Genomic DNA, 21895 nt, shown 5'->3' on the forward strand with positions numbered 1-21895 from the left:
CCAGCTCCAACAATTTTTCCAGACACTCCTAAATCCTTCGGACAAAAAGATTTCGAGCCTGCATTCTATTCTTCCATTCCGGTTTTGACTGAAATGGGATTTCTATCGTCAGAAAGCAATGAAAAACGACAAGTCGGTCGGATAAAATATCAACTTTATTATGAAAACAAAAAAGACACTTTCAAATTTTTTCAAAAATTGCTCAAATCCTGAACTCTTCAAAAAAGTATGGAAACAAGGAAATGTTCCTTTTGAACAGGTAAAAAAATATCCCAACGATTATTATGCAGCGAATACAGGAGCCGTTCTAGGAATGATTTATTATGCCGATACCTGCAAGTTTGCCAAAAAGAATGTATGGCTGATTCTCGAACAATTATCAGAATATGAAGCCGAAATCGGGGAATCTTTAAAAAAGCCTTCGGATGTAGAGCACTTCCAAAATTGGCTTTCGTGGTTCGCTTGGGAAAATATGATGTATGAACTCATTAACTATTTAGAAAAATAAACAGCAGGGGTAAAACCCTGTTTCAATACTTATTTAACATTAAAATTTTGATTCTTTATGAATCGCTTTGAAAACAATAAAAATATACGTATGAAAAATTTACCTACATTAAAAACTATCTTTTCTCAGTTGGAAGATGAAAATATTTCCATTTATGATTACAAGGAAAATGATAAACTTTGCGGCTATGAACTCAATACCTATACGCACAAAGGTGTAAATCAGATTCTGTTTCTGGATTTCCGTGATACGGGATTAAACCCTAAAAGTCCTAAAGATTTTATGGCGGTTTTTTCCAATCGGATTGCTGATATTGATACGGATGAAGAAATTGAAATCAACCGTCAGAACAGAAATTACAGAAACTCTTTTTCTATTCGGGAATCTTTGGAGGATTTTGAAGAATGGAAAGGAAATTTGGAATCATTGGTTAAAAAAATCATTATGCTAAAATCTATGCAGACATTCGCCATCGAAAAAGCTTTTTTCATCAACAATCAGAAAATCAATACTACTGAAGAATTAGCTTCTTATGTTACAAAATTCGGAAAAGAGAATGTTTGTAAATATATGTCTTACGCCAAATGTATCGAACTGAAAGATTCAAAGCTTGATACCGAAACAGGTTTTATACTTTGGGCTTGTGAAGATGGGAGTTTCATTTCCGAAAGCGGATACCATTATGATATTGATTGCTTTTTATGAAATTTTTTATAAAAAAAACGAGGCTGCCAAAAAAGCAGCCTCTATTATTATCGTCCGAAAAAATGTTTCAAGTAAAAATCTTCTTTAGAAACCTCTTTAAAGGTTCTTTGAAAATAAACCAGCCAACGACGATAATAAGCAAGGCAAGAGATATTTTTCTTGCATCATTATTGTCCGTAATAGTACCTATGAACGAAAACAGGAAGATGTAAAACGCCAAGGAACTGTAAATCACAAATTTTATAATTCTTTTCATCACGAATGATTAATGGTGTAAAGATAGAAATATTTTCTAAACAATAGTTATATTATTTTAAATTGTTTTAATAGGTAAAAAATAGTATTTTTGCAGGATAGTAAAAACATCAAATGAAAGAGGATACGCAAAAACAGCTTTTTACCGATATTACAAGACGTAATTTTTACATCAAACAATTTTTCAAGATGAATGAAATCCCTATTCATCTTTTGGGTGATATTAATAACCCATTGATTGTAAATGAAGAAAATATTGTACTGAGTTGCTTTGCTAATAATTTCAATTTGATATTTAAGGATAATTCGTTTGAAGGCAACGAAGTTTTTTCCATTAAATTGAAAAATGAAGCTGACTTATGCAAAGACAGGCTGGAATATTGGATAAAAACAGCGAATCATCGTAAAATTTATCTTTTCAAATCTGAAGAAGGAATGTATTACAACAGATATATTAAAGAATACAACGGAAAATTGGCACTATTCAGCCCTTCAAAAGAGTTGGCGTACTATGTTTTCCAAAGACAAAAAGCTGTTGAAATGGTTCAGAATCTTAAAAAAGACAAGATTCATCTTTCAATTGTTTACTAGAATTAAGAAGCGATAATTTCTGAAAATTGAATTATCGCTTCTTAATAATACTTTTGTGAATAATTATTTTTTGCCTTCGGGCAAGTTGGCTAATTAAATTGTGAATAATTATGGGTGCTAAAAAAGCAACAAAGAATATGTTGGTGAAAACCGATAAGGTTTTGATTGACGAATTTAAAATATACAGTTTCACTTACTACAAGGACAATGGATTGTTGTCGTTGTTTTCATTCCGGCACTTTCTTGTGCTGGTTCTTCTTAATATAGAAAAGAAGTTTCTGAAAAAATTCAAATCCATAGATTCTCCGAACGAACAGTATCTTAATTTTTACAAAAAGAGAGGGACGAAAATTCATAGTTTGAAAGAAGAAAGAATATTGGAAAATATTAATTTTTTGCTTCCTATGAATTATGCCCAGCTTTTCTATGATTTGATGCATACTTATTATATCAATGAAAAGTCGGATTCTTCCAGTTATTCCATTTCGATGTTTTTTGAGTTTATTGTTTCTTTTATCAAGCAAAATGAGCTGAAGTTTTTTGAAGTGGAAATGTAATTCAACATTTCTGTAGTTCAATAATTCTATATTTCTTTAGTTTCACAATTACATTATTTAATATTCTTATAAAGATGCGATTTTGGAATGACATATTTCAATAATACAATAATTCCATTTTTGTAGGGTTCCATAAATATATCATTGTTGAATTACATATTTCCATAATTGTATAATGTTGTAAATCAATAGTTCTATAAAAGTTGAATGCTGTGTTTATATAATTATATAACTGTTTAATTCTATATTGACAGCATTCTGATATTCCTAATTTTGGAAAAAAAACATCATTTAAAATTGATTTTTTTGGAGGTGCAAGATGTCCTTTTGGACGTCCATTTTCTGCGAAAATGTTTGGTCAAAAGTGTGTCTTGCCCATCTTACGAAGGGATGATACGGTTAATTTCTAAGAATCAGTAACATCGGTAACCTTAAGATTTTCAATATTTCTCTCAATTTCAGCTTTTCTTTGTTTTATGAAATCTGTGGGGCGGATACCATTTATTTCCTGAAAAAGGTCAGAGAAATTTTGGCGAGAACTTATTCCGCATTCATCAGCTAAGCCTTGTATTTTCAGACGAAGATATTTAGGGTCATCATATATCAACTTAGTAATATAATTAATTCGAAGAGTAGAAAGATATTTATTAAAATTCATCTCCTTAGTATCATTTATAAATTGAGATAAATAGGAAGTATTTGTATTTAATTTTTCTGCAAGTAAAGCGAGCGAGAGTCCTTTTTGATTAAACTCTTTACTATTTTCAAACTCTTTAATTTTGTTTTGTAAATCGATAAAAATATCATTACTCAATATTGATTTTCCATAAGTTGAAATGTTTTCATAAGATAGCAAAGTCAGTTCATTATGTTGTTGCAGTTTTGTTTCTATTTCGTGGTATCTTATTTTTATTTGCTGTGCATTTTTATAATATTTCCAGGCTAATAAAGCAACTATGGCCAAAATTGAGATAAGGATTATTATTGTACCTAATCCCCATTTATTACTAGCTTCCAATTTTTTTTTAGATTCTTCTAAAATTTGTCTATCATAATCTTTATGGATTTTCGCCGACAAATATTTAAAATCTTTACTCAAAATACTATCAGCTTTTAATAGTTTTTTTGAGTACTCCAGCTCTTTTTTAGAATCTTTTTTATTTTGATAATATTTTATTAAGAAATTGTAATTTTCTAAAAGTTCTGGAACTATGAATTTTCTTTCTTGAAAAATAGAGTCTACTTTTTCAAATTGTTTTATTGCTAGGTTCTCTTTTCCTGATTCTAAATAGCTCTTCCCGATGTAAAAATCTGAAACAGAAGACCAATAAAAGTCATCATTTTTTCTTAAGACAAGCAAGCTTTTTTGCAAAAGGTTAATAGCAGCACTATAGTTCTTATTATGATATTCAGAAATTCCTTTACACTTTATGAGATAGTTCTTTTCAGAAGGAAATTCATTAGATTTTGAAAAATTAAGCCCAATATTAATGACTGAGTCTGCCTTCTGATAATCTTTTATATTCCTGTAGCATACGGCAATTTGATGCAAACTATTAAGATAACCTTTGGTGGAATTATATATGATATATTTATGATAATTTCCTTTTGTCTTTGGTTCAAAATAATTGATGCATTCTTTGAAATGTTCAATAGCTTCATCATAGTAACCGAGATAACTTTTTATCAATCCCATTTGATAGATTATTTTATATTTAAGATAATCGTCATTTCCATTCTTTGAATATTGATATGCTATTAGGTATTCACTTAATGCAGATTGATAATTTTTTTCATAAAAATAATATAAACTCCCTTTATATAAATATGCAGATGATAACAAGTCATTATTTTCAGCCTTTACTGCGGCTGCGATTGAACTGTCAGCATACTTTAACTTCATCTGCTTATTAGAAGAATGATATGAGTAGTCTTCATACGCCTGCTTCATTTCTGAATAATTATTTTCACTTTTAGCCCTTTGTAGATAAATTTTTACATATCGAAGAGCATTTTCATCATTTTCATTGAAATTTTCATACGTTTTTCCCAATTCTTCATAGCTACTTTGTCCATTCAATTTTTCATAATTGAATAAGAAAAGAAAAAAAATGGTTAAGATGAGTTTTTGTAAGGTCATTTTTATTAATATGACTTGTGTTCTTTCATACAAAAATAACCATAAAGACATAATAACAGCAAAAAAAACAAATTTTATAGTAAAATAATCTTACTTATTAATATTATGATATTTAAACACTTACGATTTAAAACTTGTCCTAGTTTAAGTATTAGGACGTCATTTTACTTAAATTTATGTGTAAGGACTTATTTGTGTTTTGATAAACATCCAAGAGCAATACTTTAGCCAAAGAATTCTAATTAATCAAAAACTCCCGGCCGGGATAAACTTCAAAAAATAATATTAAATGAAAAAGTTTATCTCAATAGTAACAGTTTTAATAATTACATTATCAATATCAAGTTGTAGAGAAGCTGAAGAACTATCCGAAATACCAGAAAATAATAAGGTACAAAAATTTATTTCTAAGGCAGAATCTGCTGATTCTACGGAATCTCATAAAGAAGGGGAATCGTCAAACTTGACAGAAGATGAAGGCGAGCCCAAAAAAGACAAAATAAAATGGTAATATCATAGATATAAGTCAGAATATGATGCTGATTTATAAAATAATAACTAGAATGGTTAAAAAAAGGTTTATACAAATATTTAAATTATTCTTTATTTTAATATTTGTAGATAGTAATGCACAAAGTTTAAAAGGCCATATTTTTTCAAAAGAAAACAATACGACAATTTCAGATGCTGAAGTGATAGCTAGTAAAAATGGAATTAAGAAATCTACTGTAACAGATAAGGATGGTTACTATTATTTGCAATTACCTGAAAATGGGGATTATACATTAGAAATTTTTTTCAATAAGCAAAAGGCATTAAGCAAAAATATTTATATAAGTGGTAATAGTATTCTGAAATTAACTATTTCTAATAGTAAATATTATGATATCCAAGCTGTCAATATTGCAAAAAAAAACAAATTAATTGAAAGAAAAATAGACAGAACCGTATTTAATGTAGAAAATTCAATATTCTCAACGGGTTCTGATTTGACTCAAGTATTATCTGGAACACCTATGTTATCAGTCACTGATAACGCAGTTTCGATTGTAGGAAAGAGTGGTGTATCTATTATGATAAATGATAAGCTCCTAAATTTAAGTGGGACAGATCTAATAAACTATTTGCGATCGCTACGTTCTGACGATATAGCAAAGATTGAAATTATAACTGCTCCTCCGGCTAAATACGAAGCTCAGGGAAATAGTGGAATTATTAATATTATTCTTAAAAAAAGCTCAAAATTAGGATTGAACGGTATTTTAAGCAGTAATTACAACCAAACTAGTTATGTTGGTAATGCAAACAATATAACATTCAATTATAATTCAACAAAAGTTACAAGTTCTTTACGCCTAAGACAATACTATAGACCTTCAAAAGCAACTGAATTTATAGATATCATTGGAAGTAATTCTATACTAAGTGCAGATAACAGAGTAGATTTATTTAAAGGGACAGGTGCAAATCTAAACTTTGATTATAAATTAAGTTCAAAGTCTAATATTGGTTTTATCTACGATATAGTAAAGTCATATTCGAACATGGAAATTAACAATACATCTATTTACAAAACAAATATTCTGCAAGATTCAATATTGACAACATTTTCAAATCAAAAAAAGCCAACATTAACACATTCATTGAATGGATATTACGATTACAAAATTGATTCGTTAGGTAAAAAACTTAGTCTAGCCGCAAATTATTTCTCAAATAATCCAGAGGCAACTGTCAATTTTTCTACCTTGACAGATCAGTCCCCTGATTATCAAAAGATAAGAAATACAAGTAATCTTGATTATTATATAATATCTGCTCAGTCAGACCTTTATCTTCCATTTAAATGGGGAACGATTGAGACCGGCGCAAAATTCACATATTTTAATAATAATTCAAATGTTCAATTTTTTTCTTACGAAAATGATAATTACAATATTAATAAAGATAAAAGTGACATTTTTAAATACATTGAAAACAATGTGGCGACTTATATAAGCATTACTAAAAACTTGAACGAGAAGTGGTCAGCAAAAGCAGGCTTACGTTATGAGTATTCCACAATCAATGGAAACTCTGAAAGTTTAAATGAAAGAAATATAAATAAATATGGGAAATTTTTTCCTACAATCTATTTAGAATACAAATTAAATGACGATAACAACCTATCTATCAATTATTCAAAAAGAATAAACCGTCCAAATTTTACAGCGTTAAATCCTTTTAGATGGTATTCTAATCCCTATTCATTTTATACTGGAAATCCATTTCTTTCCCCTTCCTATAATCATAATGTCGAAATATCTTACTTATTTAAGAATAAGATTTCCTTTACCATTTATGGTCAGAAATTAATAAACGGCTATGGTAAAGTAACTACAGTAAACGAGGGACTGAAAGAAGTGAATTATATGAACTTTCTTAGACAATATGATTTAGGTCTCAATACAAGCCTTTATAGTATTTTAACAAAATGGTGGGAAAACAATACCAATATTATCAGCTTCTATTCTAATTCTAAATCATCAATTCCTGAAATAATTCCGCAAAAAGGTTTATCAGTATACTATACAATCAATAATACATTTACAATAAATAAAGAGAAATCAACTCTGTTCCTTTTGAATTTTTATCATTATTTATCTAATAAGCAAGGCAACGTGTATGCTCAGAGCATATCCAATCTTTCTGCTGGAGTAAGGTTCTCTTTAATTGAAAAAAAACTTAAAATCAATGTGATGGTAGAGGATATATTAAAAGGAACCCAAAGTAAGGGAAAAATTTTCTATGATGATTTCACTCAGTTTTACAATAATTATTATGATGGAAGACGCCTAAGTTTAAACGTCACTTATTCATTCGGAAATAAAAATGTAAAAGCAAATAATAAGCAGATACAATTAGATGAGAAAAGTCGAACAAACTAAATAATATCCAATCTTAAAAAATATGAAAAAATTAAAAATTAATCCTTTATCATTAGATAAGCAGACAATTGCTCTATTAGACGAAAAGCAGTTACAAGAAATTAAGGGTGGAAAAAACTACCCCTCACCTTGTCCAGCAGGAGCCACCACAGCAAATCCTCCTGACAGTAATGCTGGATGCGGAGCAGGTGGATCTGCCTGTGCTCAAAATTATAATTACATGTACAAGAATACATTATAGGGGGAAGCTGAAAAACCTTAAAGAGTAGGCGATAATTAAAACATTTTTTTTATGAAAAAATTAGAACTAGACCCATTGTCATTGGACATGGAAACAATTGCTTTATTGGATGAAAAGCAGTTGCAGGAAATTGTTGGTGGTAAGGCGCTTGCTCCAGCTGGATCTACTGGTTGTGGAACGGGTGGTAGTACTTGTGACAATTCTGGAACAGGAGCATCTACTGGATGTGGTTCAGGAGGAAGCACATGTAGTGTTACTGAAACAGCTGGCTAATAAAAAACAAGGGTATTTGTCAAAGACATTACCCTTGAATTATGCGATATCTCTATCGCTGATGACATTTATCGGTGTATGTTATGTATACAAAGTTGTGCTTTAAAAATTGTTCTCAACATTATTAAATAAATAGCATATTAAAAAAAGGGGAAGCAGAAAACCTTAAAGAGTAAGCAATCATTAAATCAATTTTTATGAAACAATTAGAATTAGACCCATTGTCGTTAGACAAGGAAACTATTGCTTTATTAGATGAAAAGCAATTGCAGGAAATCGTAGGTGGTAAGGCTATAGCACCTGGAACATCTACTGGCTGTGGTACTGGAGGAAGTACTTGTGGAGCCGCTCAGTTACCTCCTACTAGCGGGGGATCTACTGGATGCGGTTCAGGAGGAAGCACCTGTGCTACGCAGAGTTTAGCTGACTAGCCTTATGAAGAGGCTGTTTTTACAGCCTCTTCATTTTAAAAAACAAATATCGAATATTACGAATGGAGAGTAACGAAAATTTTTTACTTGATTATTGCTGTCTGAGAATGCCTTCTCAACCTATAGATACCTTTGTTGATTTTAATGAACAAATCAAAAATATAAATCTAGACAGTCACGAAGAAATTGTAAAAGTGTTAAAACATATTTTTGCTAATAAATATTATAAGGAAGCTATATATATAGCATCAAAAGAGCTTTATAGAACTTTTATAGAAGTTGAACTTCACAATTTCGACAATAAGGATTATGCAAAAAAGTTTCTTATTACATTTTTCAAATATCTCTCAAGAATGTCTACCAGATCAACTCCTTATGGTCTTTTCTCTGGGACTTCTTCAATCTCCCTAAATAATGAACCAAGCGATATTCAATTCACCGACGATAAAAACAGATTAATTTGTAGGCTCAACATCCACAAATTGACAAATATGATACGAAATATCAATCCTCTAGATGTTGAATTAATTGATAAAATAAAATTTTATACTAATAATACACTTTATATTATAGAAAATAAAGGATATTTTATAGAACAGTTTGATAATGGTCGGTACATAGCATCTAATCTTACCTCAGTACGAATTAGTGAATATCTCGAAAAAATGATTGAATGCGGTAAAAAAGGAGCGACAGTAAATGAACTGGTTAATGAAATATCAATTCCTAATATTAGTACACAACAAAAACAGGATTATGTAAAAAAGATTATTCAATCTCAAATACTTGTCAGTGAACTTTTACCAAGTGTCTCAACAGAAAACTTTATAGAAGATCTTATTAGTATTATAGATGCCAAAGAAATTAATATAACACAAATTAGTGAACTTAAAGAAATTTATAATGTGATTAAAAATTTATCGCATATTGATGACATTCCTAATTTTAGAAATTATATTGAAGAGAATCCTCAAAATGGTATTATTTCGAAAGATTTTTACAAACTAGATCTTTTCTATAATTTAAAAACAAAAAATTTAAATAGAGAAATCATTAATGAAATTAACAGTACTTCTTACGAGTTGTTACATATGTTTTCTCCCAAAACCTCTCCATATTTGACCAATTTTATAACTTTATTCTATAGTAAATATGAAGAAAAAGAAGTTCCTCTTAATCACGTATTAGATAGTAATTATGGTATCGGATATGAAAAGGTAATAACTGGTAATGCAGAGTTTACACCTCTTTTGGAAGGCGTTCCGATTATGTCAGATCCCAACTATGAGTTAAAAATCCCTTACGGTGATTTTGAGATACTAAGAGAAAAAATATTTATAAACCACTGTAAAACAGGTGGTAAAATAATCAATATAACCGCAGAATTAGAGAATCACTTATCCTCTAAAGTAAGGCTCTCAGAAAAAAGTCATAGCCCAAGCAGCTATATTTTTGGTAGAATTTTATCTGACTCTTTAGAATCTTTAGATAAAGGAGATTATAAGTTTTTTCCGATTCAATGTCATGCACCTTTTGCAGGTAGATTATTGACAAGATTTGCCCATGGTGATAAGGAATTAGAAAAGCAGGTAAAAGAAATTGCGAAACTTGAACAGAAAAACAACCCCAATGTTATTTTTGCAGAAGTGTTGACGATTCCTGATGATGATTATGCCAACATTGCATTATATCCTACTATACGGGAATATGAGATACCATTTTTATCCAATTCAAAGTTAGATAAGGAGCATCAAATTAATACCAACGATCTACTAGTTTCTATCAGAAACAGAAGGGTTGTTTTAAGGTCAAAGAAACTTAACAAAGAAATTATTCCTTGTCTTTCTAATACATATAATACAACATTAGCCCAACCCCTATATAAGTTTCTTGCTGATGTTGGAAGTCAAAACACTAGACTCGGATATTTTTGGGATTGGGGTACATACCAAAACGAATCGTTCCTTCCAAGAATTGAATATAAAAAGGTTATTATTAGCAGAGCAAGATGGTATATAAAGAAAGAAAAAATAGATTATAAAGATAATTTTTCAATAGAGAAAGGAATTAGAGATATAATAAAAAAATATAATTTACCATCTAATATTGTTTTATCCTCTGGGGACAATGAACTTCTTTTAGATCTCAATAATAAAGTTTGTCAATATATTTTATTAAAAGAAATCAATCACCAAAATGTTATTTTATTTGAAAGCATACAAGACGTAAAAAATTGCTTTATTAAAGACAATGGGAAAAGCTATGCGAGCGAAATTGTTATTCCCACAATTAATAGTAAAGCAATATATAAATCAGTCAACGCAACTATGGAAAAAACTAAAATTAAAAGAGTTTTCTCGCCTGGTTCTGAGTGGTTGTATGTAAAAATTTATTCTGGCGCAAAAAATATTGAAGATATTCTTACAGAGGTAGTATCTGATTTTGCGACAGATTTAATTAAACAAAGAATTATAGATAAATGGTTTTTTATTAAATATAATGACCCGGATTATCATATCAGAGTGAGATTTCATTGTTCAGAGTCCGAAAGAGAAAATCATGAATGGTATCATATATTAGAAAATCTACAAAAAAAAGTTCATAACCTAATAAAAGAAGAACATGTCGTAAAAATTATCGCAGATACTTACGTGCGAGAAATAGAAAGGTATGGTATTAATACTATGGAACTAAGTGAAAGAATTTTCTTCCATGATAGTGTCGCTGTATCAAGTTTTATCAACCTTATCGCAGGTGATGAAGGTGAAGTTTTAAGATGGAAGTTTGCTCTTGTAAACGTTAATAAACTTTTTAATGATTTCGGTTACTCTACGCAAGATAAGTTAAGACTAATTAGCACCTTAAGTGAAAATTTCTTAAATGAATTCAGCTATAATAACTCTGAAAACTATACAACCCTGTCAAGAATTCTAAGTAGTAAATATCGAGAAAACAGAAAAGTAATACATGATATTATTTTTAAGGAAGAGAACTCTCAATATTTAGAAGCATTTATGTGCTTTAATAAAAGAAGTACAAGTATCATGCTAGAGGTATCTAGACATCCAGAACTTTCGCAGACAACGAAAGACCATCTTTTAGTTAGCTATATTCATATGACCCTGAATCGTCACTTCATGATTAACCAGAGACGGCAAGAATTAGTTATATATTATTTCCTTAAAAAAGAATATGAATCTGCAATTGCCCAATCAAAAAACAATGTAATCATATGATAAAAGAAGAAAAAGTTAATAACGCAAAACTAATAGATAGTATAACAGAATCAATTGAAAAATATTCTCATGAAGAAGCATTAAACAATGCATCATACGAAACAGGTCTTATGGGATATTCTCTATATTATTTATATCTATCAAAATATAAAAATAATTCAAGTTATGCAGAAATTGCAGAAAAATATTTCAACAAAGCATTAGCCTCTTTCAATCCTAAAACATTCCATCGAGTGCATGGTACTGATTCATTAGATTGTCATTTATCTCATATTGGTAGATATCTGATCTTTTGTAATAACAACAACCTACTTAATGTCTCTAGTGAAGACTATCTTTTGAAATTAGATAGTATCTTATTTGATTTAATGAAAAGTAAAATAAGCATTAAAGACTTCGATTCAGGAACTGGAGCGATGTCCGCAGGATTATATTTTTTAGCTCGGTTAAAGAATGGAGCTGATGTGCAGGAAAAAATCTCCCTTCTGATTCATAGTATTAGTGATTCTGCATATGAAGATGAGCATGGTGACTATTACTGGAAATGTCCTTCTTTATATAATAGAGTATATTTAGGAATTTCACATGGCTCATGTCTTATAATTTCATTTCTTACCTCACTCTATGAAATAGGATTGGAAAGACATCTTTGTGAAAGGATAATACGAAAGGCAACCTCTTTTCTTATTAGACAATACAGAAAATCTCCATATAAAGGACTTTTCCCTAACCAGATAGGAGATAAAATAGAGCCAATGCAATTTGCTCTGTGTTATGGAGATATCGGAATTGGCTATACACTATATAGAGTTTCTACAGCATTAAATGACAAATCTATTTCAGAATTATCCAAAATAGTCCTAGATGATTGTCTTTTGAGGACAAAAGAAGATGATCTTACCCTTGATGCAGGAATATTCTATGGAGCGTCTGGACTTGCAATTACATTTGATAAGCTTGCAAAACTGTCTGGTGATGAAAGATTTGCAGAAAAAGCAATGTATTGGAATAAAAAAATTCTTGAATATGCTATCCATTCCAATAATTATGCTGGCTTTAAAAGCAGACTTACTGATGAAAGCATTATCTGGGAAATTTCATTCGGATGGGGAATTATTGGGGTTGGTGTTTCTTTAATGTACTTCTCTGATAAAGATCTTCCCTCTTTCGCAGATCTCACTTTTATTGCATAATTATTATGAAAAAAGAGACAATGACATATCGAACAGAATTAGCCAATTTCATTTCCGCTATACCAACTTTTCCCAACTCATCTACCGGCTCAAATTTACAGTATAATACAGGAAAACTGATTAAAATTTTGCAAAAAAAAGAAGTATTCGAAGTATGTAATATAGATGATTTTCAATTTGAAGAAGTTAATAGAATTGACATAGAATTGGGAACAATCGTTTCTGATATCCTTAAAGAAGTTAATCTTGAACAATCGTTAATACAGTATTTAGAAATTGAGAAAAAAATTGAAAACAGCTTCTCAGATAATCTTTATTTATATGCAAAACAGGGAGCGCTATCAGTAAAATCACTTTACTATTATAAAACAAAGGATTTTCCAAAGGCGATGACGTTCACATTAGAATGTACCGTTTTAAATGACTATCTCGTCCAACAGGGTGTCTATACGCTGAATTTAAGATGTTTTGAGCAGAATAAAAACATTTCTAGAATATATTTTAGAGACCATAAAGACGAGGATGGATATAAACTTATATTCAATTTGCTGAATTATCTTTTTAATGGAAATAGCACAAAACTTTTCGGCAATATTTTTAATCATAAGGAGTATTGGTTAAAATTACCAATCATTCGAGAAACCTATGCATATGAGCTTTTCATGATGATTACAGAAGATATAATAAAATTTAATATTAACAATACTGAAGAGTATTTACCTGACTATTGGTATGCGGATTTAGATTTTGAAGTAAACACTCCAGAAAGACAAATTATATATAATTGGATCTATATCAATAAACAACGTAAGAATTTAAATTACAAGGAATATTTTGACTGCTTGATATATTATTTCCAGCAACCGATTAATCAATTTTATGATATATTAAAAATATCATTATTGATAGATCTTCATAAAATGGTAAAAAAAAATCCAAATGTAGACATCAAAATTTTTAATAAAAAGATTGTTGATTTTATGAAAAATAAATTAAGCTCACATATCTCTTTACAAAAATTACTTATTAAAAATATTTTCCAATAATAAAAGATTGCTTATGAAAATCATTATTCAGCATGATCAGATGGATTGTGGACCAGCCTGTCTTGCAATGGTCGCAAGTAACTATGGAAAAAATTATACTCTACAATATTTACGTGACTATTCATTTATCACTAAGGAAGGCGTTTCCCTTCTCGGCATTGTTGAGGCCTCAAAAAAGATCGGTTTTGAACCTATCCCAGTTAAACTGACATTAGAAAAGCTTGTAAATTCTAAAGATTCATTACCATGTATCCTTTATTGGGGAAAAAATCACTTTGTTGTTTTAAAAAAGATTAAAAGGAGACCGTGGTCGTCCGAAATTGTTTTTCAGATTGCAGATCCTGGACATGGTCTTATCTTAATAAAGGAAATAGAGTTTTTAAAATATTGGATTTCTAATAATAACATGGGAATTGCATTGTTTTTAAAGCCTACAGAAGTTTTTTACGAAAAATCTGTACCGGAGGAGAAAAAAATTACACTCAATTATATCTTTAGATATCTAACGCCTTACAAAAAACAGCTGTCATTGATGGTCTTGCTTTTATTCTTGGGCAGCTGTATTACATTGATTTTTCCTTTCTTAACTCAAGCACTGATTGACAAAGGTGTTAATGCAAAGAATCTTAACCTTATAGCTATAATACTTCTATCTCAGTTGGCTCTATTTCTTGGATCGATAACAATCGAAGTTATACGGAACTGGATTATGCTTTTTGTGGGTACTAAATTAAGCATTACAATTATTTCAGAATATTTGAAAAAAATGTTACAGCTCCCAATAAAATTCTTTGATACAAAGAAAATGGGCGACTTCAATCAAAGAATACAAGATAATGAGCGTATAGAAGAATTTCTTACCTCTCAGAGTCTGCTTACATTTTTCTCAGTAATAAATTTTTCCGTTTTTTTTGGAGTACTACTATATTATAATTTCAGTATCCTTATCGTCTACTTAATTCTAACAGTACTTGCTGTAGGATGGTCTTTTTACTGGCTTAGAAAAAGAAAAGCTTTGGACTATCTCCGTTTTCAGCAACGTGCAGAAAATCAAGAATCTGTATTTGAAATTATTAAAGGAGTCACCGAAATGAAACTCAATCAATTTGAGGATTTTAAACGCAATCAATGGGAAGCTGTACAGCAGAAATTATTCAAAGTTAATATTAAAATTCTGAAGCTTAATCAAGTTCAACTATCTGGTTTTGAATTTTTGAATCAACTAAAAAATATACTTGTAACGTTTTTAGCAGCAACTCTCGTTGTTGAAAATAAAATGACTTTAGGTGGATTACTAAGCGTATCTTATATAATTGGACAAATGAATTCTCCTGTTAATCAATTGATAAGTTTTTTTAGATCACTTCAGGATGCGAGATTAAGTTTGGAAAGGCTGAATGAAGTACAAAGTTATCCACCTGAAGAAAATCCGGATCAAGTAAATATTCTTTCTGAAAGTTTCAATAAATATCCAGAAGTTAAAGGAATTAGATTTGACAATGTAAGTTTTCAATATGGCGGAGACAAATCGCCATATGTACTAAAGAATATAAATCTAATTATTCCTGACGGAAAAATCACTGCAATTGTAGGTGCTAGTGGTAGTGGGAAAACTACTCTTATGAAACTATTATTAAAATTTTACGAACCAACAAGTGGGAATATCTTTTACAATAATGTTAACATTGAAGATATTTCGGCTAAAGATATACGAAAAAGTTGTGGAGTAGTTATGCAAGATGGCTATATTTTTTCAGATAGTATTGAGAGGAATATTATTACTGGAGATAAAACACCAAATGTAGATAAACTTCTTAATTCCGTCAAAACAGCAAATATTAAGGAATTTATTGATTCTATGCCTTTAAATTACAATACAAAAATTGGAGCTTCAGGAAATGGAATTTCTGGAGGACAAAAACAAAGAATATTAATTGCTAGAGCAGTATATAAAAATCCCCATTTTATTTTATTTGATGAAGCTACCTCTGCATTAGATGCAGAAAATGAAAAAATAATCCACGACAATCTTCAATCTTTTTTCAAAGGTAAGACTGTTATTATTGTAGCTCACAGATTGAGCACCGTAAAAAATGCAGACCAAATTATTGTCTTAAAAAATGGAGAAATTGTAGAGCAAGGTAATCATCAAAGATTGGTTGAGAGAAAAACTGATTATTATAATCTTGTAAAAAACCAATTAGAACTGGGAAATTAACCGTCCTAATTCATAAATTATTACAAATGTTAATTAACAAATTATAAAACTGTTTACATTTTTGTAGTGCGCAATACACGAATGTAAATTACTTAAACACTTTAACAAAATGAAAAACAGAAAACGTTTGATGATTGTTGCAACATTAAGTCTTTGCACAATCGCTACTTCTTGTAGAGAGGAGTTACTTTCCACAAATGAAACATCGGAGGTAAAAGGAATATTACAGGATGCTACGGTAAAAAATGGAAGGTTATATTTTCCTAACAAAGAATCTTTACAGTTTCATTACGACAAAATCAAAAATGAAAGTGAAGAAAAAATCGCTGAATATGTTGACAACAAAGATTTTATATCTCTCCGTCCAATTCTAACAGACAAAAATGAGAGCATTATAGGAAAGAAATTGAACAGACGACTTAGTAAAATGCGTGAACGAGCAAAAAACTTTGCTAATAGTACTTCTGCAAAGTATATTTCACAAGTAACCAGTGATGAAGAAATTATTGACGATATAGATGATTTGGAAGAGCTTATCGGTGATGATGCCTACGGAGCATTTCTCAATGACCAAGCTGAAATCCAAGTTGGACCAGAGATTTATAAATATACAGATGTTGGTTTATTTGTAGTAAATGAAGAAAAATATGCTACCTTAGAACCTTATTTGTTAAGCAAAAATATCTCAACAGATTTATTAATTCCTACTGAGGAATCTGCCCGAATAAGTTATATCCAAATGCAACCTTGTAACCAATTGAGTACAGTTTATGACGATATTAATTATTTTAATGCTGTAGAATGTGGTTCTGGCGGTGGTGGATATAATCCTGGTGGTGGAAATACTGGTGGCGGAAGTAATCCACCAGTTACAGACCCCAACGTTCAAATGATGAATTATATTAATGGACTTCAAAACTGTTCTCCTAAGAATGGATTGTTTGATGGTATATTTGGTGACAGCGATATATGCATTGATAAATATGAGAGTAAATACAGAGTTAAGACAAAAGCTTATAACTACAATTATTTTCTGGTTTATAATCTAGGAGTAAAAGTTAAACATCAAAAGAAAGGATTTTTGGGAATCTGGAGTAAAGAGAATTGCCAAGAAATAAGACTTGGTGTTATATCCAGCCAATTTTCATATGATTACTCTAGCCAGTTCCAATATCCAGCTACACAATATGGAATTACAACTATCTACAATAACAACAGTAGATTAATGTTTGATGCCAATTTAAACTGGTCTCAGAATGGATTAAACATTGTCGGTTACTCTACACAAGGTTTTCCGAAAATTTTGCAGGATGACATCGTGATCGAACAATTTAGCAATAATCAATATATCAATCAAGCAATACAAGCTGGGAATAAGCAATTGACGGCGGATAAACTGAACCAACACTTCTGGAATTATATTGTTCCACAAACAGGTCAATGGTGGCAGAATCTCGGGAAAGGAACTCCTGATGCGAATAATATAACCTATACATATAAAGCCCCGACTTTGGGAAAAATTTTAATTCAAAAAACATTATACCGACATTCGTATAATGATGATAAATTAGAAAAATCTTTTGACTGGGGCTTCCAAATTGGATTTAAAATGGGTGATGATGGAAATATCTCTCCTGACACAAGTGGAAGTGCTCTAAAAAAGCCTCAAGAATTTAGAGTTCTGATGTACGGAATTGCAAAAAGAAATGGTGCTTGGCACGGAAGCAAAATTAATACTATAAATAACTAAAATTATGCGAACCACATTATTACTTGTTTTTATATTACTTCTAAGTTCTTGTGAAAGAATTATAGAACAAAATCAATTTAATAATGAACAAAGCAACTATACGTCGCCATACCAGGGAACTTGGTATGGCACTTATAGTGGTTCGGGAGTCAATTCTGCTTTTACATTAAAAGTTTATAAAGCCGGTAATGTAGAGGTTATAGGAACTTCTGGGAATTCTAGCGAAACTTTTTATGGTCAGGTTTTAGACAATGGTTCCTTAAATTCTGTATATTCACAATCCTCAGGATTTACTCTTTATGGCAACTTAAATACTAAGAATGGTACTTGGAAGCAAAATGATTTAGCGGGTAACTGGAAGGTAACAAAACAATAAATTTTAAGAAAAACTATGAAAAAACTATCACTTGCATTATTGATTATTTCATTTTCAATGATGAATGCACAGGAAAACTCAGTAAAGAAAAATTCATTTTTTGGAATTCAGGCGGGCTTGTTTGGAGCCAATATTTATAATGAGACCTTACTCTCCAAAGAATTTGCCTTACGAAGTGAAATTGATTTTGAAGCATCCATATGGGGAGGGGATTTGTACTCTAAAACAGGTTTTGCACTAGCTCCGGAACTATCAATATCACCCAAGTGGTATTATAGTCTAAACAAAAGAGAAAATAAAGGAAAGGATACTAATTATAATTCTGCAAACTATATCTCTGCGAGAGTTGGTTTTACTCCCGATTGGTTTGTTATTTCTAATGTTGATGGGATAAAAGTTAATCCAATGTTATCCATTGTACCAACTTGGGGCTTACGAAGAAATTTTGCAAAGAATTTTAATTATGAATTTCAAGTTGGCTTAGGAGTTGGCAAAATTTTGAAGCCCGGTTATGATATTCAGGCAGTGCCAAATCTAAGTTTCAGGATTGGTTACGATTTTTAAAATTTTGACTCTGTATAAAGAATACAGAGTTTTTTATTATTAAGCAAAAAAAACTCAACAAAAAATGATTAGAAAAATCAAAAAAAAGGATTAAAGATAAAATATTCTGCAGGCACATTAAAAGTCAGTAAAAAAAAGAAACTTTATTACATAAATTTTTTTTTTAAAAGACCAGATTTGGAGTCTTATAAAAGTTTTACCATTCTCACTAATGTAGATTTCCAAACAACAAAAATACAGAGAGATATAAATTTTCATATCTCACAAAAAATCAGAAACACGCATCTGGTTAATTTAGTTATAAAACTCGACAATAAAATAGTGTCACTAGATTTATTTATCTCCGAAGAAAAGCAAGGGATAATGTTGGATGAGCAATTTTTTGACTTTATGAATGAGAAAATATTTTGTTTAGAATGAGGTGGAAATATAGCTAATGTATATTTCCTCTAACTGCGCAAATTCAATGCGCAGAAAAGCTGTTGATTTGCAAAATATTCAGCAAAAACACTAATTAATAATACAAATAAATTAAGAAATGAAATTAATAGATAATTTAGGCTTAAAGAACTTTAGGATATTTGATGACATCGAAGGTTTTTTCGAGGAGATTTCCGCAATCAATATATTAACAGGAGCCAACAGTTCAGGCAAAAGCACAATCATAAAGTCTTTGCAGATGCTCAAAAATAGCGTCAAAGAAGGTAATCCTGTTTTCGACTTGGATTTAACAAAGCAGGAACATTTGCTGGGAGATTTTGATGATATTTTATACAATAAAAATAACAAAACGGTAGAAATATCCTTGCCTTTTACTTTTTTGGGCTTGACTAATCTTTATACTTCGTTGTCCTTTGCTGTACAGGATGCACCTAATAATCATAAAGCAAAATTGAGAGGTATTAAAATTCTGGATAATGTTGATAAAACAACATTATTTTCTTTCGCCTACAGAGATGCAACAAAAGAGGAAAAGGAAGTTTTCCTGAAGAACTTTGAAGCAGAAAAAAGAGCGAACGAAGAAGTCATAAACGCTACACCAGAAGATGACGAAAATTGGTTCTCACCAAGGAACTCCTGGTTTTCTCTACCATATGATCCACTAGAGGGATATATCGATTATCAAATTAACTACGTAAAGTTGAGAAAGGAATTGGATAAAGTTGTTGCTTTTTATGAAATGTATCTGGAAACATATAATGGATTTTGCTGGATTGAGAAAATGGATGAGACTGCTATAGAAGGAAATATGTCTTTCGTACCATCTTTACTTATTAGTTCTTTCAAAAATAATGTAACAATTGATGAATGGAAAGCGTTCAGCTCCAGCCTTCCGAAAGAGACATTAATAAGCAAGCGAGAGATTTGCGAAAGTGACTACGAAACAGACGATTACTATCCTTCTCCAACAAACGAGGAGATTCTTTATTACAGGTCGCTTGAAATTCTACGGAAAAACTTGAGCTGGAAAAGTGTAGATAAAGAGAAAGAAGTATATGATGTTATTGAATATTGTTTTAAATCTGCGTGGAATGGCTTAATTAACAGGATTTCTACGGTTAATTATTTGTCTGCTGTTAAGGAACAAAATTCAAGAATTTATAATTCATCAGGTGACTCGCACTTTATTAATTTATTGAAAGATTTTAAACACTATAATCTCCAGTATTCTGCATTTGTGAATGAGTATTTACAGAAATTTGAGATAGGTACAAGCACCGAGGTAGATTATCAGCTGAAATATCAGTTGATCTCCATAACTATTACAACTTCGGACGGTGTCAAGCGTGACCTTGTTGATTTTGGATACGGCATCAAACAATTGATTTTAATTTTGATACAAATTGCTGTTCTAGGAGAAAAAAATAAAAGAACAAGAGAGGAATTTGATAATCAGGATGGACCATTTTACAAAACGTATCATCTTCCCAGCTTGTTGATTGTAGAGGAACCGGAAGCCAATCTGCACCCGAAATGGCAATCATTATTAGCGGAGCTGTTTGTAAATGCGAATGAAAAATATAACATTCAATTTTTTATAGAAACTCATAGCGAGTATTTGATTCGCAAATTCCAGACACTGGTAGCTGGCAAACAGTTTGACGGAGAAAAAATAAAAATATTTTATTTAAGGAATTACCAAAAGATTGACGACGCTAGTAAGCGTATGTCCAGCTTCCATATACAGAAGGATGGGAGCATTGACTATAAAGTATTTGACAGCGGATTTTTCGATGAAGGAGAAAACTTAGAGTTAAGTCTGTTGAATATACAACGCGATAGTTTTATTAAAGACTTCAACGAATTAAAAAATCAGAACATTGCTGACAGTATGAAGATTAGTAATCTGGAAAACAAGATTGACGAGTATGTTTACAAGTTGGATATTCGTACATCTCAGCAGATTATAGTTCAGCATTTCAATACGGCCAAACTGTTGGATTTATCGGTGAAGTATTTAGCTTCCGGTCAGTACCTGCTTGATAATATTAACGATGATGACGATTTTTCTCCTGCTATTTTACAATTTGGAAGAGCTGTGGAAAATGAGTTGAAAAATATCTTTTTAAGCATTGATCCCGAAGGAAAATGGATGATGGGCGTAATGCAGGGATCGTTAGAAAAATTCAAAACAGGTACTTATAATGTCAATCCTTGCAGCAACGCAGATTTTGAACAGTTAGTAATAGAGCTGGGAAACAAATTTAATAATCCTATGAATCTGAAAATTGAACTGCTGCAAGATCTTAGAGAGATTAGAAATTCTGTCGCCCACGCCGGTGAATCTAAATCTAAGCAGGATGCACTAGCTTACCTGCAGCTTGCGAAAGAATTTCTGGAGAGTTGGACCAATGAAAAAAAGTAAAAATTATGCAAGAAGTTA

At 30.6% G+C, this 21895-nt stretch carries 18 protein-coding genes; 17 read left to right on the forward strand and 1 reads right to left on the reverse strand.

What is annotated here, in order from left to right; translation table 11 throughout:
- Positions 1-160 precede the first annotated feature (160 nt).
- The 4 genes from AC2A1D_RS12225 (at position 161) to AC2A1D_RS12240 (ending at position 2616) form a co-directional block, all read left to right on the forward strand.
- On the forward strand, positions 161-508 hold the full coding sequence (locus AC2A1D_RS12225; protein WP_124986334.1) for a DUF7222 domain-containing protein: 348 nt from the start codon (positions 161-163) through the stop codon (positions 506-508).
- Between the two features lie 90 nt (positions 509-598).
- Positions 599-1213, forward strand: coding sequence for a hypothetical protein (locus tag AC2A1D_RS12230; RefSeq protein ID WP_124986333.1), 615 nt, complete (start codon positions 599-601; stop codon positions 1211-1213).
- A gap of 369 nt (positions 1214-1582) precedes the next feature.
- Positions 1583-2059 (forward strand): hypothetical protein, encoded by a 477-nt coding sequence (locus AC2A1D_RS12235; RefSeq protein ID WP_124986331.1) that lies wholly within the window; start codon positions 1583-1585, stop codon positions 2057-2059.
- Positions 2060-2169: 110 nt separating this feature from the next.
- Positions 2170-2616 carry a hypothetical protein gene (locus tag AC2A1D_RS12240; protein ID WP_484043914.1) on the forward strand — a complete coding sequence of 149 codons (447 nt, stop codon included), beginning with the start codon at positions 2170-2172 and terminating at the stop codon, positions 2614-2616.
- 406 nt (positions 2617-3022) lie between these two features.
- Here the strand turns inward: AC2A1D_RS12240 and AC2A1D_RS12245 are convergent, their stop codons facing one another.
- Entirely contained in the window at positions 3023-4756 is a 1734-nt protein-coding gene (locus AC2A1D_RS12245) for a helix-turn-helix domain-containing protein (protein ID WP_484043915.1), read from the reverse strand.
- Between the two features lie 289 nt (positions 4757-5045).
- Here AC2A1D_RS12245 and AC2A1D_RS12250 point away from each other — a divergent pair, with 289 nt between their 5' ends.
- From AC2A1D_RS12250 to AC2A1D_RS12310, 13 genes are all read left to right on the forward strand, one after another.
- Positions 5046-5267, forward strand: coding sequence for a hypothetical protein (locus AC2A1D_RS12250; protein ID WP_295677890.1), 222 nt, complete (start codon positions 5046-5048; stop codon positions 5265-5267).
- Positions 5268-5319: 52 nt separating this feature from the next.
- Entirely contained in the window at positions 5320-7683 is a 2364-nt protein-coding gene (locus AC2A1D_RS12255) for a TonB-dependent receptor domain-containing protein (RefSeq protein ID WP_484043916.1), read from the forward strand.
- Between the two features lie 22 nt (positions 7684-7705).
- Positions 7706-7924 (forward strand): class I lanthipeptide, encoded by a 219-nt coding sequence (locus AC2A1D_RS12260; RefSeq protein ID WP_295677892.1) that lies wholly within the window; start codon positions 7706-7708, stop codon positions 7922-7924.
- A gap of 51 nt (positions 7925-7975) precedes the next feature.
- Complete coding sequence (locus AC2A1D_RS12265; protein ID WP_295677893.1) at positions 7976-8197, forward strand: class I lanthipeptide; 222 nt, start codon at positions 7976-7978, stop codon at positions 8195-8197.
- Positions 8198-8394: 197 nt separating this feature from the next.
- Positions 8395-8628, forward strand: coding sequence for a class I lanthipeptide (locus AC2A1D_RS12270; protein WP_295677894.1), 234 nt, complete (start codon positions 8395-8397; stop codon positions 8626-8628).
- A gap of 62 nt (positions 8629-8690) precedes the next feature.
- Entirely contained in the window at positions 8691-11864 is a 3174-nt protein-coding gene (locus AC2A1D_RS12275) for a lantibiotic dehydratase (protein ID WP_484043917.1), read from the forward strand.
- The gene (locus AC2A1D_RS12280) at positions 11861-13057 is read left to right on the forward strand and encodes a lanthionine synthetase LanC family protein (protein ID WP_484043918.1); all 1197 of its coding nucleotides are present in this window, start codon (positions 11861-11863) and stop codon (positions 13055-13057) included. The genes AC2A1D_RS12275 and AC2A1D_RS12280 overlap by 4 nt, the downstream gene beginning before the upstream one ends.
- 5 nt (positions 13058-13062) lie before the next feature.
- Complete coding sequence (locus AC2A1D_RS12285; RefSeq protein ID WP_484043919.1) at positions 13063-14103, forward strand: hypothetical protein; 1041 nt, start codon at positions 13063-13065, stop codon at positions 14101-14103.
- Between the two features lie 13 nt (positions 14104-14116).
- A complete protein-coding gene (locus tag AC2A1D_RS12290) occupies positions 14117-16321 on the forward strand; it encodes a peptidase domain-containing ABC transporter (protein ID WP_484043920.1) in 2205 nt (734 codons plus the stop codon).
- A 109-nt stretch (positions 16322-16430) separates the two neighbouring features.
- Positions 16431-18071 (forward strand): hypothetical protein, encoded by a 1641-nt coding sequence (locus tag AC2A1D_RS12295; protein WP_484043921.1) that lies wholly within the window; start codon positions 16431-16433, stop codon positions 18069-18071.
- 4 nt (positions 18072-18075) lie between these two features.
- Positions 18076-18447: a hypothetical protein gene (locus AC2A1D_RS12300; protein ID WP_484043922.1), complete on the forward strand. Its 372-nt coding sequence runs from the start codon at positions 18076-18078 to the stop codon at positions 18445-18447.
- 15 nt (positions 18448-18462) lie between these two features.
- Positions 18463-19011 carry a hypothetical protein gene (locus AC2A1D_RS12305; RefSeq protein WP_484043923.1) on the forward strand — a complete coding sequence of 183 codons (549 nt, stop codon included), beginning with the start codon at positions 18463-18465 and terminating at the stop codon, positions 19009-19011.
- Between the two features lie 538 nt (positions 19012-19549).
- Positions 19550-21877, forward strand: a complete 2328-nt coding sequence (locus AC2A1D_RS12310; RefSeq protein ID WP_484043924.1) for an AAA family ATPase — start codon at positions 19550-19552, stop codon at positions 21875-21877.
- Positions 21878-21895: the final 18 nt, after the last annotated feature.

It is taken from the genome of Chryseobacterium sp. HNCC26DJ239, from assembly GCF_057180445.1.

Coding starts and splice junctions, on each gene's coding strand:
- AC2A1D_RS12225 (WP_124986334.1), top strand. CDS start 161: ATGAAAACAAAAAAGACACTTTCAAATTTTTTCAAAAATTGCTCAAAT.
- AC2A1D_RS12230 (WP_124986333.1), top strand. CDS start 599: ATGAAAAATTTACCTACATTAAAAACTATCTTTTCTCAGTTGGAAGAT.
- AC2A1D_RS12235 (WP_124986331.1), top strand. CDS start 1,583: ATGAAAGAGGATACGCAAAAACAGCTTTTTACCGATATTACAAGACGT.
- AC2A1D_RS12240 (WP_484043914.1), top strand. CDS start 2,170: ATGGGTGCTAAAAAAGCAACAAAGAATATGTTGGTGAAAACCGATAAG.
- AC2A1D_RS12245 (WP_484043915.1), bottom strand. CDS start 4,756: ATGACCTTACAAAAACTCATCTTAACCATTTTTTTTCTTTTCTTATTC.
- AC2A1D_RS12250 (WP_295677890.1), top strand. CDS start 5,046: ATGAAAAAGTTTATCTCAATAGTAACAGTTTTAATAATTACATTATCA.
- AC2A1D_RS12255 (WP_484043916.1), top strand. CDS start 5,320: ATGGTTAAAAAAAGGTTTATACAAATATTTAAATTATTCTTTATTTTA.
- AC2A1D_RS12260 (WP_295677892.1), top strand. CDS start 7,706: ATGAAAAAATTAAAAATTAATCCTTTATCATTAGATAAGCAGACAATT.
- AC2A1D_RS12265 (WP_295677893.1), top strand. CDS start 7,976: ATGAAAAAATTAGAACTAGACCCATTGTCATTGGACATGGAAACAATT.
- AC2A1D_RS12270 (WP_295677894.1), top strand. CDS start 8,395: ATGAAACAATTAGAATTAGACCCATTGTCGTTAGACAAGGAAACTATT.
- AC2A1D_RS12275 (WP_484043917.1), top strand. CDS start 8,691: ATGGAGAGTAACGAAAATTTTTTACTTGATTATTGCTGTCTGAGAATG.
- AC2A1D_RS12280 (WP_484043918.1), top strand. CDS start 11,861: ATGATAAAAGAAGAAAAAGTTAATAACGCAAAACTAATAGATAGTATA.
- AC2A1D_RS12285 (WP_484043919.1), top strand. CDS start 13,063: ATGAAAAAAGAGACAATGACATATCGAACAGAATTAGCCAATTTCATT.
- AC2A1D_RS12290 (WP_484043920.1), top strand. CDS start 14,117: ATGAAAATCATTATTCAGCATGATCAGATGGATTGTGGACCAGCCTGT.
- AC2A1D_RS12295 (WP_484043921.1), top strand. CDS start 16,431: ATGAAAAACAGAAAACGTTTGATGATTGTTGCAACATTAAGTCTTTGC.
- AC2A1D_RS12300 (WP_484043922.1), top strand. CDS start 18,076: ATGCGAACCACATTATTACTTGTTTTTATATTACTTCTAAGTTCTTGT.
- AC2A1D_RS12305 (WP_484043923.1), top strand. CDS start 18,463: ATGAAAAAACTATCACTTGCATTATTGATTATTTCATTTTCAATGATG.
- AC2A1D_RS12310 (WP_484043924.1), top strand. CDS start 19,550: ATGAAATTAATAGATAATTTAGGCTTAAAGAACTTTAGGATATTTGAT.